Source organism: Streptosporangium sp. NPDC002721 (assembly GCF_042888905.1).
GTDB lineage: Bacteria > Actinomycetota > Actinomycetes > Streptosporangiales > Streptosporangiaceae > Streptosporangium.
The window spans coordinates 14,897-30,351 of the sequence record NZ_JBIAQI010000050.1; the positions used below are offsets into that span (position 1 = coordinate 14,897).

The following is a 15,455-nucleotide window of genomic DNA, read 5'->3' on the forward strand; positions in this document are numbered from 1 at the left end:
TCCCGGATCGGGATTCATGACCGTTTCCAGATCAGGGTGTGCCACCGGCCGTCCTCCTCGGCCGCCAGGATCAGCCGGTCGCCGTCGGCGTTCAGCTCGCGGACCTGGACGGTGCCGGCGAGGACCGGGTTGAGCGCCACCTCGACGTCATGGGCGACGTAGCCGTCGCGGACCTCGTAGCGGCCCGCGTAGGCGAAGAACGACGTGAACGCCTCGGCCAGCGCCTCCGCGGGCGCATGTCTTGGACTGGCGCCGGGCAGCGGTGCGCGCCCGGCGCGCGAGATCGTCGCGCTCATGTGGCCGTCGGGGGTGTAGCAGAGCAGGCCCACCGCGTCGGTACCGAAGGGGTGCGAGACCCGTCCCCCGGCACCGGCGATCCGCCACTCGACCAGGCGCCAGGCGCCCACGAGATTCATGCCCGTGAAACTACGATAAGAGAAGCCAGCGGGTCAACAGCCCCGACGCGAATCTCGGGGAATTCCCTGCGAAGTCAGGGTTAACCCCTATGGCTCCGGCGCCTGCCCCCAGGGGACGCTTCCACTGTTCACCACAAGCCCCTCAACGGACGCCTTCACGAGGTGATCCGGTCATCTCGCCATGTCTTCATCTGCTTGGGAGGAGTGCGCATGACTGTGCTGGCGGCCGGCCTGGCGTTGCTGGGTTCCCTGTTCTTCGCACTCGGCGCCGCGCTGCAGCAGTTCGAGGCGGCGGGCGCGTCGCGTCCCGGCCTCGGACAGCTGGTCAGGCGCCCCCGGTGGCTGTTCGGCGGCCTGGCCATCGCGGGCGGCACGGCCCTGCACATCGTCGCGCTGAAGTACGGCCCGCTCACCCTGGTGCAGCCGATGGGCGTGGCCAGCCTCCTGTTCGCCCTGCCGTGCGCGGCGGCCCTGCAGCGCCGCAGGCCGAGGCCCGGCGAGCTGGCCTCGGCGGCGGTGATCGCCATCGGGTTGATCGGCCTGGTGCTGGTCGTGCCCGAGCACAGCGGGAAACCGCACCTCAGCACCGGGGAGGCGGTGGTCCTGCTCGCGGGGGCGGCCACCGCCTCCCTGCTTCTGTGGGCCCTCGCCGGGCGGGTCTCCCCCGCCGGACGGGCCTGCCTGCTCGCCATGGGCGCGGGCGTGCTTTACGGCGCGACCGCCACGCTCACCCGCGTCCTGGTCGACGGCGACTGGGAGCCCTGGTTCCTGTTCGCCGTCCCGATGCCCGCCCTGATCGCGCTGGCGCTGCTCCAGCGCGCCTACGCCATCGGCCACTTCGGCGTGGCGTTCGCCGCCCTGCAGGTGGCCGATCCCCTCACCGCCGTCGCCTTCGGCGCCCTGCTGCTCGGCGAGCCGCTGCCGACCGGCGCGGCGAGCACGCTCACCGCGCTGGTGGCGGCCTCGCTCGTCGCCGCCGGGACCGTCGCGCTGGCCCGTACCACCCCGATGTCCCCCTCGTACGACGTGACAGCACGATGAACGGAGCCTCGATGGCCATGTCAGTCACCACCCTGCGGACCCCCGCGCAGGGCCTCGTCCCCCTTCCCACCCGGACCCGCCGGGTGCTGATCGGGGCCGACACCTACCCGCCGGACGTGAACGGTGCCGCCTACTTCGCCCACCGGCTCGCGCAGGGCCTGGCCGAGCGGGGGAACGAGGTCCACGTGGTGTGCGCCTCGGACGAGGGGCCGGGCAGGACCGAGCACCTGGACGGGGTGACCGTGCACCGGCTGCGCTCGGCGCCGGTGCTGGTGCACCCCACCATGCGGGTCGCGGTGCCGGCCAGGCTGGACCGGCTGATCGACGAGATCGCCCCGGACGTGGTCCACGTGCAGGCGCACTTCGTCGTCGGCCGCGCGGCGATCTCCGCCTCCCGGCGCGCCGGTGTCCCGGTCGTGGCGACCAACCACTTCATGCCGGACAACCTCTTCCAGTTCGCGCGCATCCCCGGACGGCTCCGCGAGAGGGCGGGCGCGCTGGCCTGGAAGGACTTCAACCGCGTCTACTCCAGGGCCGACCGCGTCACCACGCCCACCGAGATCGCGGCCGGGCTGCTCACGGGCAAGGGCTTCGGCCCGCCGGTGGAGCCCATCTCCTGCGGCATCGACCTGGCGAGGTTCCAGCCGCGCGCCGAGCCGAAGGCGTGGGCCCGCCGGGCCTTCGGCCTGCCCGACCGGGACACGGTCGTGTTCGTCGGGCGGCTGGACGAGGAGAAGCGGCTGGACGAGCTCGTCCGCGCCCTGCCGCACGTGCTCAACCACACCGACGCGCAGATCGCGCTGGCCGGGACCGGCGGGCAGCGGGCCGCGCTCGCCAGGCTGGCCGACCGGATCGGGGTCGGGGACCGGGTCTTCTTCCTCGGGTTCGTCCCCGACGAGACGCTGCCCCAGGTGTACGCCGCCGGTGACGTCTTCGCCATGCCGGGCGTCGCGGAGCTGCAGAGCATCGCCACCCTGGAGGCCATGGCCAGCGGCCTGCCGGTCGTGGCCGCGGACGCGATGGCCCTGCCTCACCTGGTACGGCCCGGCGAGAACGGCCACCTGTTCCGGCCCGGCGACGTCCAGGAGCTGGCCCGGCACCTGGGCGCCCTGCTCGCCTCGCCCGGGACGCGCGCCACGATGGGCGCCGCGAGCCGCGCCATCGCGCTGACCCACGACCACCAGGCCTCCCTGGCCAGGTTCGAGCGGATCTACCAGGAGGTGGCGCGGTGAACCTCGCGGCGCTCACACCGGAAGGCGGCGCGATGAACTTCAGGACGGCCCGCGAGGAGGTGGCGCGGTGAACCTCGCGGCGCTCGCACCGGAAGGCGGCGCGATGAACCTCGGGACGGCCCGCGAGGAGGTGGCCCGGTGAGCGAGGGGCTGCCGTCCCGCTGGCCGGGGGTGGCCGGGCCGCTGCTCGCCCTGGCCGCGATGGGTTACGCGCACCTGGTCGCGGCGGACACGGTGAGCCCGTTGAACGGCCTGATCAGCGACTACGCGCTGCTCGACGGCAGCGCCCGCGCGACGGTGGGCGGCACGATCGCCCTGGCCATGGGCTGCCTCTGGGTCGCGTACCAGCTGGCCAGGGTGGAGCCGGTGCGCGCCGCCGCCTCGCGCGCGCTGTTCGTGGCCGCGGCGCTGGGGCTCCTCCTCACCGCGGCGTTCCCCACCGACGCGGCGCCCGGCGTCGTCTCGATCGCCGGGGAGATCCACCGCTGGTCGGCGGCCGTGGTCTTCACCGCGCTGCCCTGCGCGGGGTGGATGCTCGGCCGCCGGTCGGGGAACGGGCCGCTGGCGGGGGTCTCCGTCCTGTCGGCGGTCCTCCTCGCCTGGTTCCTGGCCGCCCATCCGGGCTCACCGACCTCGGACCTGATCGAGGGCGCCGACCACTACGGCCTGGCGCAACGGCTGCTGGTGCTCTCCGAGACGACGCTGGTCCTGCTGACCGCCCTCTGGCCGGGGCACCGCGACGGCGTGACCGGCCGGGCGGGCACGAAGGCGCAGGTCATGACGATCCCCGCCCAGCCCGGTCCGGACGACACCCGGAATCCCCGCCAGCCGATCGGTCTCGGCTGAGGGGCGGCCCCGGCTGACGACCGGTCTCGACCGGAGGGCGAAGCGGCTTCCTTGAATCGCCCATGAGCGAGTAAATGAGACATGCAGCACGTACCTATCACGGCCTTACCTACGCTAACGTAGGTTACGGTTGCGTAGTCTTCGAGGGAGAAACCTGATGCGAGAGTTCAGTGAGACCGAGCTGCTGCTCGAACTTGAGCCTGTCGTCGCGGGGGAGCTGGACCGGCACCACAAGGTGGCCAAGGAGTGGTTCCCGCATGAGTACGTTCCCTGGTCGGAGGGGCGTAACTACGACGGTCTCTACGGCGGGGACGCCTGGGTCGAGACCGACACCAAGATCCCCGAAGAGGCCCGCGTCTCCCTCATCGTCAACCTGCTGACCGAGGACAACCTCCCCAGCTACCACCACGAGATCGCCACCACCCTGGGCCGCGACGCGGCGTGGGGCACCTGGGTGCACCGCTGGACCGCCGAGGAGGGCCGGCACGGCACCGCCATCCGCGACTACCTGACGGTCACCCGCGCGGTCGACCCGGTCGCGCTGGAGCGGGCCCGGATGGTGCACATGAGCGAGGGCTTCACCAACTCCTACGACGGCGTGCTCGCCTCGGTGGCGTACGTCTCCTTCCAGGAGCTCGCCACCCGCATCTCGCACCGCAACACCGGCAAGGCCTCCGAGGACCCGAACTGCGAGCGGCTGCTCGCCAGGATCGCCGCCGACGAGAACCTGCACATGCTCTTCTACCGCAACCTGCTCAACGCGGCCTTCAAGCTCGCCCCCGACCAGACCATGCGCGCCGTGACCGACGTCGTGACCACCTTCCAGATGCCGGGAACCGGCATCGAGGGCTTCACCCGCAAGGCCATGACCATCGCCAACGCCGGGATCTACGACCTGCGCCTGCACATGGACGACGTCCTGCAGCCGGTCCTGCGCCAGTGGGACGTGTTCAACATGAAGGACCTCGGCGCCGAGGGCGAGAAGGCCCGCGAGGAGCTCTACGACTTCCTCGCCAAGATGGAGACCACCGCCTCCCGCTTCGTCGAGCGCCGCGAGGCCCGTCGCGCCCGCCTGGCCGCCCAGGCCTGATCCGCACCGCCCCGGCCGGGTCGCGGCCCGGTGTCGCCCGTCGCCGCCTCCCCCAGCCTGATTGCGATTTGCAACCGGCAGGTTCATGCTGAATCAGCCCGGTGTTAAATTGCAACCAGCTGGGAGGTGGTGCGAGGTGGTCGAGCCGGCTCGTTCGGGGTGCCCGATCAACGCCGCGGTCGAGGCGTTCGGCGACAGCTGGACCCTGCTCGTGCTGCGGGACGTGATGTTCGGGAACCGGCGCTACTTCAGGCAGCTGCTCGCCGGTTCGGAGGAGGGGATCGCCTCCAACATCCTGGCCGACCGGCTGAAACGGCTGGTCGGCTCCGGTCTGCTGACCCGCGAGGACGCGGGGCCGGGACGGCGGGCCGCCTACAGCCTGACCGAGGCCTCGATCCGGCTGGTGCCCGTCTTCGCGCTGCTTGGCGAGTGGGGCCTGCGCAACCGCCCGACCACGAGGCGGCTGCGGGTACGGGCGGAGCTGCTCGCGGCCGGTGGGCCGGAGCTGTGGGAGGAGTTCATGGCCGAGCTGCGGATCCTCCACCTCGGCGCGCCGGCGCCGGAACGGGACGGCCCGAGCGTCGTGGAACGCCTGGCGGAGGCGTACGAGGCCGCGCTCTGACGTCCTGCGTGGCTCTTGCCGGTCAGATCGTACGCGTCAGGCCGCGGCGACCAGCTCGCGGGCCGGGGAGCGGTCGGCCCCCGGCCGCAGGCGGCGCAGGAAGAGCAGTACGAGCAGGGCGGCCACGCCGGTCGTGACCGGGGGGACGAGGAAGGCGAACTCCGCGCCGAAGCGGTCCACGAGCTGGCCCGCGACGGCCGCGCCCGCGGCGATGCCCACCCCGACGGAGCCGTTGAGCCAGGTGAAGGCCTCGGTCCTGACCTCGGCCGGGATGAGGCCCTCGACCAGGGTGTAGCCGATGATGACGGCCGGGGCGATGACGAACCCGGCCACGGCGGCTCCCGCGTACAGCAGCGGGACGGATCCGGCGAGCGTTAGGGCGACGGTGGCGGCGGAGAGCAGGCCGAAGGCGGCGACCAGCCTGACCGGGGCGCCGATCCGCCAGCGGACCACGCCGTAGAGGATGCCCCCGACGAAACTGGCGCCGGAGAAGCTCGCGTAGACCGGTCCGGCGGCACCGGCCTGGCCGAGGGCCGCGGTGTAGGAGGTGACGCCGACCTGGAGGCTGCCGAAGACCGTGCCGAGGGCGACGAAGGCCAGCGCGAGCACGGCCACCCCGCGCAGCCGCAGCACCCCGCCCTGGGAACGGACCCGGACCGGCATCGGCTCGGGCGCGCCCCTGCGGACCCCGGCGAACGCGAGCGTCCCCGCCACGACCATGACCAGCGCCACCGACAGCGCCCACACCGGTGAGAACCCGGTCGAGATGGCCACGAGCAGCACCGGGGCGAGGGTGAAGGTCAGCTCGTCGGTGATGGATTCGAGGGCGAAGGCCGTGTCCAGCCTGCCCGACCCGCCGAGCACGTGCGCCCAGCGGGCGCGGACCATCGAACCGACCTGCGGCATCGTGGCCCCGGCCAGCGCCGAGACGACCACCAGCGAGACCGCCGGGGCGTGCGCGGAGGCGAGCACCAGCAGGGCGCCCAGCGCGACGGCGTGCACGATGACCTGCGGGACCAGCACCCTCGCCTGCCCGTACCTGTCGGCCAGCCGCCCGGTGCGCGGGCCGACCAGCGCGGGCGCCACCGCGGCCACGGCGGCGGCGACCCCGGCCGCGCCGTACGAGCCGGTGGACCAGTGCACGAGCAGCAGCACGCCGAGCTGGAGCATCGCGTTCGGAAGGCGCGCGACGAAGGCGGGCAGCAGGAAGCGCCACGCGCCGGGCGAGCCGAGCACAGCGAAGTACGAGGTCAACGTCTCTCCGTCCATCGTCCAGACGGAGACTCCGCCCGGTTCGGGAGCCCGCCGGGGTGGCGGGCTTCGACCGGGGTTGATACCGCTTTCGCGGCCGCCGAGCGGTCATCGAGGGCGTTCATCCCGAACGCACCGACGAGCTACCTTATGCCATCCTCCTCACGTTCGAGGACCGGGGGGTGTGCGGTGACCCGGAACGGCCTCCTCCCTCGGACAGGCCGAGGGCGAGCCGAGGGCGAGCTGAGGGCGGGCCCGAGGACGGGCCGAGGACGGGCCGAGGACGGGCCGAGGACGGGCCGAGGACGGGCCGTCAGACGTCCTTCACGCGGCCGGGGTCGCCCCGTGGGAAGTCCCAAGGGGAGCCGGTGCCGCCTGCCAGCCGGAGCAGGGGCCAGGCCAGGACCGCGAGGGCGGCGGCCAGGGCGGCGACGGCCACCATCGCCCCCGGCAGGCCGGTCGCCTCGGCCCAGCGTCCGACGTAGACCGGACCGGCCAGGAACCCCAGGTAGGCCACGGTGGTCACCACGGACGTCGCCCTCCCCCTGGCCGCCTCGCCCACGTGCGCCGCGACGACGCCCATCAGCATGGGGAAGAGCACCGCCGTACCGGCCGCGGCCAGGGCCAGTCCCACCAGGACCACCGGGACGGCCGTCGCGACGGACACCAGCGCGGTCCCCGCCGCGGCCGTCACGGCGCCGGTGACGAGCACGGTCGCGGCGTGCCGGGAGCCGACCGCGCCGGCCGCGAAGCGGGTGAGCGCGACGACGGCGGCGAACACCGCCGGGCCCGCCGCGGCGAGCGCGGGCCCCGCGTCGGCCACGTCGGCCAGGTAGACCGCGCCCCAGCTCTGGTGGGCGTTCTCCACGGCGAAGGCCAGCGCGCCCAGTCCGCCGACCACGAGCAACGGGAACAGGCGCACGGCGTACTCCCGCCACTCACCACCCCGGGCGGCCCCCGCCGCGCCCGGGACGGTCCTCCCCACAACCGGAGTGACCCCCGCCGCGCCCGGGACGGTCCTTCCCACGACCGGAGTGACCCCCGCCGCGCCCGGGACGGTCCTCCCGCCGACCGGGACGGTTTCCCTGACTCCCCCGGAGACCAGGGCGGCCCGCCGATCGGCCGCGACGCCGAGTGCCGCGCCGGCCGTCGCCCCCGCGACCAGCAGGAACGGCACGACGACCGGTGCCCCCAGGCCGCCGAGCAGCAGTCCGGTGGAGAGGCTGCCGGCCACCACCATGGCGGAGAAGGTGCCGTGCGCGCGGGTGATGACCGGCCTGCCGGACGTCCGCTCCGCCGAGGCCGCCGCCGAGTTGATCGCGACGTCGGCCGCCCCCGAGGAGGCGCCGAGCAGCGCCAGCCCCGCCGACAGGCTCCAGAAGTCGCGTCCGGCCACGGCCACCAGCGTCCCCACCGCGCCGAGCGTCACCAGCAGGAGCGCGGCCACCCGGAGTCCCCAGCGGTCGACCGCCTTGCCGGTGACGAGCATCGCGGGCAGCGCCCCCGCGCCGATGAACAGCAGCGCCGTGCCCAGCTGCCCGTCGCTGAGCTCCGCCTGGGCGCGGATCGCGGGCACCGAGGCGCCCCACACCCCCCAGAAAACACCGAACGCGGCGAACCCCACGTAAGCCGTACGCGCCCTGGTTGCACCCTTTTCTCCTGGCATGTGTGTAACGATACACAAATCAGCTGTGTATCGATACACAGATATCCTCGGCCCATGAGCGGACGGACGGCGCGACGCCGGGTGACCATGGCCGAGGTCGCCCGCGCGGCGGGGGTGTCGGTGATGACCGTCTCGTACGCCTACGGCCAGCCAGGACGGGTCTCCGACGAGGCGCGGGCCAAGGTTCGCGAGGCCGCCGAGCGCCTCGGCTATCCGGGCCCGCACCCCGGGGCGCGCTCGCTGCGCAGCGGCCGGACCGGCAACCTGGGCGTCGTCCTCGGCGAGCACCTCACCTACGCCTTCGACGACCCGCAGGCGACCCGCTTCCTGTCCGGCGTCGCCCAGGTCTGCGCCGACCACGGCATGGCGCTCACCCTCGTCCCCGTCACCGGAAGCCCCTCCGACGTCGACCGGGTCACCGAGGCCGCCGTCGACGCCTTCGTGGTCTGGACGACCGCCGACGACGACCCCGTCATCGACGCCATCTCGGCCACCGGCCTGCCCGCCGTGGTCCACGGGGGCCCGCGCCGCGACGGCCTCTCCTTCGTCGCCGCCGACGACCGCGCCGCGGCTGCGGCCGTGGGCCGCGAGGTCTTCGCGGAGGCACGGCGCCCGGGGGTGCTGAGCTTCCCCCTCGACCGGGCGAGGCTCTCCGGTGTCACCTTCGGGGCCTCCCCCGGCCAGGTCCCGCCCGCCGGATCCGGCGCCCTGCCGCCGGGCGGGATCGATCCGGACGCCTCGACCTTCCGGGTCACCCGCCGGCGGCTGCGCGGCTACCGCGACGCCTGGGCGGAGACCGGCGGCGACTGGTCACAGGTCCGCGTGGCCGTCTGCTCCGTCAACAGCGCCCGCGAGGCGGAAACGCTCGCGGCCGAGCTGCTCACCGGCCCGTACGCCTGCGACGCGATCGCCGCCATGGGCGACGAGCTGGCCCTCGGCGTCCTGCGCGCCGCCACCCGCCTGGGCCTGACCGTGCCCGGCGACCTCACCCTCAGCGGCTGGGACGACTCCGACGCCGCCGCCCCGGCCGGGCTCACCACCGTCGCCCAGTCCCTCCGCGACCAGGGCGCCCGCTGCGCCCGTACCGCCCTCGGCGTCCTCGCCCCCGCCGATCGGGACACCGAGGTCGCCTGGCACCTGATCAGTCGCGAGTCCACCCGGCGGCCCTGAAGGTCGTTCGTTCACCCTCGTTGACGTGCCCGCGGTCCCGGCCCGCGCCTCAGCTATTCAGTGTTGCTATGTACTGGTAGTCGGTGTTACTTTGTACCAGTAGTCAGCAGCACCGAGTAGCTGGAAGGGGGTGCCTCCATGGGCAGGCAGATGACGGAGATGCTCAAGGGAACGCTGGAGGGCGTCGTCCTCGCGATCCTGTCCGGCCGGCCCGCGTACGGCTACGAGATCACCGCGTGGCTACGGGACCAGGGCTTCTCCGACATCGCCGAGGGCACCGTCTACGCGCTGCTGGTCAGGATCGAGCGGCGCGGCCTCGTCGACGTGGAGAAGATCCCGTCCGAGAAGGGGCCGCCGCGCAAGGTGTACTCCCTGAACGCCCAGGGACGCGAGTACCTCGAAGAGTTCTGGAGGACCTGGAGCTTCCTCGCAGAACGGCTCGAACAGCTCCGCGAAGAAGGAGGGAACTAGACATGGACACCGGGTCGAACGAGCCGAAGAGCCGCTACCGGCAGTACCTGGAGGTGGTCACCGGACCACTTGAGGACAAGAAGCGCTACCGGCGCTACAAGGCGCGCATCAAGGAGCTTCCCGAGAACTACCGCGCGGCGGTCGAGGCGCTGGAGCGCTACCTGATGCACTTCGGGCCGGGCGACGGCACCGAGGCGGCGTCGATGTACGACGACCTCGCCGACCTGTTCGAGCAGAGCGCGGCGAGCGGGACCCCGATCCGCGAGATCGTCGGGGAGGACCCCGTGGAGTTCGTCGAGGCGTTCCTCCGCAACTACCCGAAGGGTCAGTGGATCAGCCGGGAACGGGAACGACTGGCCGCCGCCATCGGCCGCGCCGCCGGCGAGGACACCGGAGAAGAAGAGAGGACCGTCTGATGACGGCACAGCGAGCCCAGGCGATCCAGGTGCGGGGCCTGGAGAAGTCGTACAAGGAACTCCGGGTGTTGCGCGGGGTGGACTTCGACGTGGCGCGGGGCAGCATCTTCGCCCTGCTCGGCTCCAACGGGGCGGGCAAGACCACGGTGGTGCGGATCCTGTCCACGCTGCTCAGGGCCGACGCGGGTACCGCCGGCGTCAACGGCTTCGACGTCGCCACGCAGGCCGCGAAGGTGCGCGAGTCCATCAGCCTCACCGGGCAGTTCGCCGCCGTCGACGAGATCCTCAGCGGGCGCGAGAACCTCGTGCTCGTCGCCCGGCTGCGCCACCTCAAGAACCCGGGCCAGATCGCCGACGACCTGCTCGACCGCTTCTCGCTGACCGACGCCGGCGCCCGGAAGGCGTCGACCTACTCGGGAGGCATGCGCCGCCGCCTCGACATCGCGATGAGCCTCATCGGCGACCCGCCGATCATCTTCCTCGACGAGCCCACCACCGGGCTCGACCCCCAGGCCCGCATCGAGGTCTGGCAGACCGTCAAGGACCTCGCCGAGCGGGGGACGACGGTGCTGCTCACCACCCAGTACCTGGACGAGGCCGAACACCTCGCCGACCGGATCGCGATCCTGCACGAGGGCCGGATCATCGTGAACGGCACCCTCACCGAGCTCAGACAACTGCTCCCGCCCGCCAAGGTCGAGTACATCGAGAAGCAGCCGACCCTGGAGGACGTCTTCCTCGCCCTCGTCGGCGACGGCGGCAGGAACGGCGACACCGGCAAGCACAGCCTCCCGGCGAACAGGTAAGGACCCATGATGAGCAAGCATTTCCTCGGCGACACCGCCGTCCTGCTGGGGCGTTCCCTGCGCCACATCGCGCGCAGCCCCGACACCATCATCACGACCGCGATCATGCCGATCGCCATGATGCTGATGTTCGTCTACGTGTTCGGCGGCGCGATCGACACCGGGTCGGGCTCGTACGTGAACTACATGCTGCCCGGCATCCTGCTCATCACGGTCGCCTCGGGCATCGCCTACACCGCGTTCCGGCTGTTCATGGACATGAAGGGCGGAATCTTCGAGCGCTTCCAGTCCATGCCGATCGCGCGTTCGTCGGTACTGTGGGCGCACGTGCTGACCTCGCTGGTCGCCAACGTGATCTCGCTCGTGGTCGTCGTGCTCGTCGCCCTGCTCATGGGTTTCCGCTCGGCGGCGGGACTGCCGGCGTGGCTCGCGGTCGCGGGCATCCTGATCCTGTTCACCCTGGCGCTGACGTGGATCGCCGTCGTCCCCGGCCTGTCCGCCAAGACCATGGAGGGCGCGAGCGCGTTCTCCTACCCGCTCATCTTCCTGCCGTTCCTCAGCTCGGCGTTCGTGCCCACCGCCACCATGCCCGGCCCGGTACGCTTCTTCGCCGAACACCAGCCGGTGACGTCCATCGTGAACGCCATCCGCGACCTGTTCGCCCAGCAGCCGGTCGGCACCGACATCTGGATCGCCCTCGGCTGGTGCGTCGGCATCCTTGTCGTCGCCTACTTCTTCGCCATGAACACCTACCGCCGCAAGATCTCCTAGGACCGCGCCGATCGAGTCCGTCCCGATCCGGATCGACGTGACGGACAGGCGTACCGCGGCACGGTCGTCCCATGTGTCCCCGCGACGCCACGCCGTCCGGTGCGGCGCGGAGCCGGGGTCACGGCCGGTACGGCGGGGCGACTCCCCAGCCCCAGCGCGGGACCGGCGCCTGGAGGGGCGGGGTGGCGCCCGGCTGGGAGTTCGACACCGCGAGACGGGTGCCCCACTCGACGTATCCGGCGAACGCCGCCCGGAACTCGGGATCGGCGGGGAGCCCCACCTCGTCGGCCGCGTCCATCAGCAGGCTCACCCACCTGCGACGCTGCCGCTCGGTGAGGTGCCTGCCGAGATGCTGGGAGAGCATGTGCGGATAACCGCCGCGCTCGCGGGTGTAGCGGTCGGGGCCGCCGAAGACCTCCGCCAGCCACAGCGCGACGTACCGCGGATGGCCCGGATCCATGTGCGCGAACAGCGGGCCGATCACCTCGTCCTCGCGCACGTGGCCGTAGAACGTCTCGGTCAGCCGCTCGAACGCCGCCGCGCCACCCGCCCAGTCGAACAGCGTCGGCTCGGTCCTCGTGAGCACCGGTTCGGTCTTCGTGAGCACCGGTTCGTAGTGCCGCATCTCCTCGATGTCCGCGACGTACGGCTTTATCTCGGCGAAGAACTCCGTGAAGTGCTCGCTGCCACGGAAGCCCTCCAGGTGCCCCTCGGCGGAGGTCCAGACGATGCGCAGGACGTAGACGCCCGGCTCGTCGGCACATCTCGACAGCTCGTAGTCCAGACACTGGGGCGCCCTGTCCAACGGCACCACCGCCCGCCGGTAGGCGGCCTCGAACTCCTCGGCCCGGGGAACGCGGTAGCGGACGTACTCAACGATCATCGTCTCCACCTTCGCGTGATCAAGTAAGCATGTAATCACCTTACGGGGCCGGTGATCACAATTGGAAGGAATCGATACCGACTCCCCTGGAGCCGCTTCCGGGCGGCTATGGTGCGCCGTACCCGATTTGATCTAGGTCGCAGGAGCGCGCGGTGATGAACACGAGGGAGCCCGACTGGGCGTACACGGCCAGGTCCCTTCTCAAGGTCCTGATCGTCGCCTCGGCGCTGTTCCTCGCCCTCAACGTGGTCGAACGGGTTCTGTGGCTGTTCGGCGACTTCGACGACAAACGGACGGCCCAGGTGTACGGCACCGCCGCCCGCGTCGCGAACCCGGACAAGTACCTGTTGCCCGGTCACAGCGACGGCGGACTGCTGGAGACGACCCACACAATGTGGGGGACGCCCCGCCAGGCCGGTCCCAGCGATGACGAGACGAAGTACGAGATCACGGAGGACCTGTTCGGCGCCGTCCGGGCCCCCTCCCGCGACAAACCGTCCAGCAGCCTGTTCGTCGCGATCAACTCCGTGAACGCGGAGCCCGGCGTCGACGAGCAGCTGAAGAAGAAGGTCGGGAAGACCATCGACGGACTCCCCCAGACGCTCAGGGCCGTCGGGGTCGTGGAGTTCGCGCACTCGATGACCGCCGAACAGCTCGTCGCCTTCAACCGGAGGCACGAAATCTGCGATGGAGGCGTCTCCTACATCTACGCCACGTCCTTCTTCGACGACTCCAGCGAGGTGCCCTCCATGAACGCGGTCGTCTGGGACCGCTACATGAACGAGGAGACCAACTGGGAGGACGTCCCCCATCAGTGCGAGACCGAACCCGTGCCGGCACTGGCGGAATTTCGCAGGTGGGTCGGGCTGCTCGATGAGGGGGACGACCTTGAGGAGTTCGAGCTGTACCGCGGCCAGCTCGCCGGGGCGGCCCAGGAGGGCGTCGTGTACGGACTCGTCGTCGAAGGCTGGAAACTCGGCAACCTGCGCAAGCTCCTCGACAGTCCGGAGGTGCGGACGATCGACCTCACCGACGTCGCCTTCGACATCGGCTAGCTGTACTGCCCACAGAGGTTGGGTACGCGATCCCGGAACGAAGCACCGACCCGTGGAGGGGCGAACTCCGAAGGGTCGGAACGTCTCCCGGGGCCACTGCCACCACACCGGGCGACCTCTTACAGAAGCTGACGTTCAGCGGGTGAGACACCTCGTGGCCGGCTCCGGCTTCAGCGCGGAAAGCTGAAACCGGTCACGCGGTAGCGCCGCGGCCGTGGACGTCGATGGGCGGCGGGAGGGCCCGTAGCCGCTCGCGGAGATCCCGCACCGTGGCGATGTCCGCGTCGCCCAGCGCGGCCGCCACCTGTCGCAGGCGCTCACGGGACGTGAACCGCAACCGATCGGCCGGGACACGCTCCAGCACATCGAGAGCTCGTGCGGCGGCATCCCCCGGACGCGCCGGAGCCTCCGCCTGAGCGAGCACGAGCGTCGCCGCCGCCCAACCCGGCGTGTACGGCGCGCACCCCGCCGTTGACGCCTCGGCACGTCTTATGGCTCGATCGGTGCGTCCCAGGGCGAGCCACGCCTCCGCCTCGTGCAGATCCAGCTCGGGCGCGTCGAACCCGAACCGGCCCGGGGCGCCACCGGCGGGGTCGGCGGCGAGGAGACCGGTCGCCTCCTCCAGAACGCGTTCAGCCTCGGCCGCCCGGCCCAGCTGCGCCAACGACGGCAGCACCGCCCACCCCAGCAGTTGAGCCCGCCCCAGCGGTGATGCCGCTTTCTCCGCGCCGGCCTGCGCGTAGGCGAGGGCCACGGTCCGTTCGTGGCGGGCGCGGGCCACCATGCTCTGGGCTCCCAGCACCCACGCGGAGAGATGGGCGTCTCCGACCTGGTCACCGAACGCCGCAGCGACCGCCAGGTGCGCGCGGGCGCCGCTGTGGTCGGCCAGGTGGAACGCGAGGTTGCCGAGCAGCCCGGACAGCCATCCGGCGGCGCGGCGCAACTCGGCGCCGGTCGTGGCGTCGGCGGGGGTGGCCAGCGCGTCCCCAAGGAGGCCGCGGGCGGCGTGCACCTCGTCGAACAGAATCACTGGCGGGTGCCTGGAGTAGTTGAGGGCGTAGTGCTCAACGGTCGCCTCGGCGAGTTCGACGACCAGCGGACCGCCGTAGGGGGCGTTCAGCAGTGCCAGGCGCAGCGACTCTCGGACGGCGGGCAGTCCACTGGCTGTGGTCATCGCTTCTCCTGGCAGCAGGACCGGCGCCCACCTGGGATGGGCCTCCGGTCGACCGTATCTCTGCTCCCCGTATCCGCACACGCATCGCGACCGCAACCCGAGCTGATCCGGACGCGCCCCGTAGGCACGGGCCAGCATCGTCACGTATTCCGGGCCCGGCCGGTCCGGTCCGTGTTCGAAGCGGCACAGCATCGCCTCCGACAAGGCCGGCGGCTTCAAGCCGTCAGTGACATAGAGGTCGGCGATCTGTGTGATGGTCTGGGCACGGGACCAGCCCAATGCCAGCCGCCACGCCTCCAGCGGCGACACCTCCGGGAAGGTGCTACGCATGGCGGTGACGATCCGCTCCAGCGGGAACCCCTCGCGCTGTCCACGCATGCGGAGGGCTACCGCCTCGCGTTGGATCTGCGCACGCCTTGACCTGGTGATCTGCCCCATCAGGAGACCTCCGCATGTCGAACACGCCGACATATGGACCGTAACCAATCAGGCACTTACCGTGCAGGACATGGTGGCGTGATTGACCCTTCACCCTCAATGACCAG

General features: G+C 71.7%; 16 protein-coding genes. 11 read left to right on the top strand and 5 right to left on the bottom strand.

Annotated elements, in window-relative coordinates; translation table 11 throughout:
- Window positions 1–14: 14 nt before the first annotated feature.
- Complete coding sequence (locus ACFYWM_RS42210) at window positions 15–416, bottom strand: lipocalin-like domain-containing protein (protein WP_389926723.1); 402 nt, start codon at window positions 414–416, stop codon at window positions 15–17.
- Window positions 417–626: 210 nt separating this feature from the next.
- Here ACFYWM_RS42210 and ACFYWM_RS42215 point away from each other — a divergent pair, with 210 nt between their 5' ends.
- The 5 genes from ACFYWM_RS42215 to ACFYWM_RS42235 all read left to right on the top strand — a co-directional run bounded on the left by ACFYWM_RS42215 (window position 627) and on the right by ACFYWM_RS42235 (window position 5,247).
- On the top strand, window positions 627–1,457 hold the full coding sequence (locus ACFYWM_RS42215) for a DMT family transporter (RefSeq protein WP_389926726.1): 831 nt from the start codon (window positions 627–629) through the stop codon (window positions 1,455–1,457).
- Between the two features lie 11 nt (window positions 1,458–1,468).
- On the top strand, window positions 1,469–2,689 hold the full coding sequence (locus ACFYWM_RS42220) for a glycosyltransferase (protein WP_389926729.1): 1,221 nt from the start codon (window positions 1,469–1,471) through the stop codon (window positions 2,687–2,689).
- A gap of 138 nt (window positions 2,690–2,827) precedes the next feature.
- Complete coding sequence (locus tag ACFYWM_RS42225) at window positions 2,828–3,535, top strand: DUF998 domain-containing protein (protein WP_389926731.1); 708 nt, start codon at window positions 2,828–2,830, stop codon at window positions 3,533–3,535.
- A 157-nt stretch (window positions 3,536–3,692) separates the two neighbouring features.
- A complete protein-coding gene (locus ACFYWM_RS42230) occupies window positions 3,693–4,625 on the top strand; it encodes an acyl-ACP desaturase (protein ID WP_389926734.1) in 933 nt (310 codons plus the stop codon).
- 136 nt (window positions 4,626–4,761) lie between these two features.
- Complete coding sequence (locus tag ACFYWM_RS42235; protein ID WP_389926737.1) at window positions 4,762–5,247, top strand: winged helix-turn-helix transcriptional regulator; 486 nt, start codon at window positions 4,762–4,764, stop codon at window positions 5,245–5,247.
- Between the two features lie 36 nt (window positions 5,248–5,283).
- Here ACFYWM_RS42235 and ACFYWM_RS42240 read toward each other — a convergent pair whose 3' ends face one another.
- A complete protein-coding gene (locus ACFYWM_RS42240) occupies window positions 5,284–6,501 on the bottom strand; it encodes an MFS transporter (protein WP_389926739.1) in 1,218 nt (405 codons plus the stop codon).
- 310 nt (window positions 6,502–6,811) lie between these two features.
- Entirely contained in the window at window positions 6,812–8,164 is a 1,353-nt protein-coding gene (locus ACFYWM_RS42245; RefSeq protein ID WP_389926742.1) for an MFS transporter, read from the bottom strand.
- A gap of 54 nt (window positions 8,165–8,218) precedes the next feature.
- Between ACFYWM_RS42245 and ACFYWM_RS42250 the strand changes: the two genes are divergently transcribed.
- The 5 genes from ACFYWM_RS42250 (at window position 8,219) to ACFYWM_RS42270 (ending at window position 11,798) form a co-directional block, all read left to right on the top strand.
- Entirely contained in the window at window positions 8,219–9,334 is a 1,116-nt protein-coding gene (locus tag ACFYWM_RS42250) for a LacI family DNA-binding transcriptional regulator (RefSeq protein WP_389926745.1), read from the top strand.
- Between the two features lie 138 nt (window positions 9,335–9,472).
- The gene (locus ACFYWM_RS42255; protein ID WP_389926748.1) at window positions 9,473–9,805 is read left to right on the top strand and encodes a PadR family transcriptional regulator; all 333 of its coding nucleotides are present in this window, start codon (window positions 9,473–9,475) and stop codon (window positions 9,803–9,805) included.
- A 2-nt stretch (window positions 9,806–9,807) separates the two neighbouring features.
- A complete protein-coding gene (locus ACFYWM_RS42260; RefSeq protein ID WP_389926751.1) occupies window positions 9,808–10,221 on the top strand; it encodes a DUF1048 domain-containing protein in 414 nt (137 codons plus the stop codon).
- A complete protein-coding gene (locus tag ACFYWM_RS42265; RefSeq protein WP_389926754.1) occupies window positions 10,221–11,027 on the top strand; it encodes an ABC transporter ATP-binding protein in 807 nt (268 codons plus the stop codon). Before ACFYWM_RS42260 ends, ACFYWM_RS42265 begins: the two co-directional genes overlap by 1 nt.
- A 9-nt stretch (window positions 11,028–11,036) precedes the next feature.
- Window positions 11,037–11,798 carry an ABC transporter permease gene (locus ACFYWM_RS42270; protein WP_389926757.1) on the top strand — a complete coding sequence of 254 codons (762 nt, stop codon included), beginning with the start codon at window positions 11,037–11,039 and terminating at the stop codon, window positions 11,796–11,798.
- A 118-nt stretch (window positions 11,799–11,916) separates the two neighbouring features.
- Here the strand turns inward: ACFYWM_RS42270 and ACFYWM_RS42275 are convergent, their stop codons facing one another.
- Window positions 11,917–12,681 carry a group II truncated hemoglobin gene (locus ACFYWM_RS42275; protein ID WP_389926760.1) on the bottom strand — a complete coding sequence of 255 codons (765 nt, stop codon included), beginning with the start codon at window positions 12,679–12,681 and terminating at the stop codon, window positions 11,917–11,919.
- A 155-nt stretch (window positions 12,682–12,836) separates the two neighbouring features.
- On the opposite strand from ACFYWM_RS42275, the gene ACFYWM_RS42280 reads away from it, so the two are divergent.
- Entirely contained in the window at window positions 12,837–13,736 is a 900-nt protein-coding gene (locus ACFYWM_RS42280; RefSeq protein WP_389926762.1) for a hypothetical protein, read from the top strand.
- A 193-nt stretch (window positions 13,737–13,929) separates the two neighbouring features.
- Here the strand turns inward: ACFYWM_RS42280 and ACFYWM_RS42285 are convergent, their stop codons facing one another.
- Window positions 13,930–14,910, bottom strand: coding sequence for a hypothetical protein (locus ACFYWM_RS42285; RefSeq protein ID WP_389926764.1), 981 nt, complete (start codon window positions 14,908–14,910; stop codon window positions 13,930–13,932).
- Window positions 14,911–15,455 lie beyond the last annotated feature (545 nt).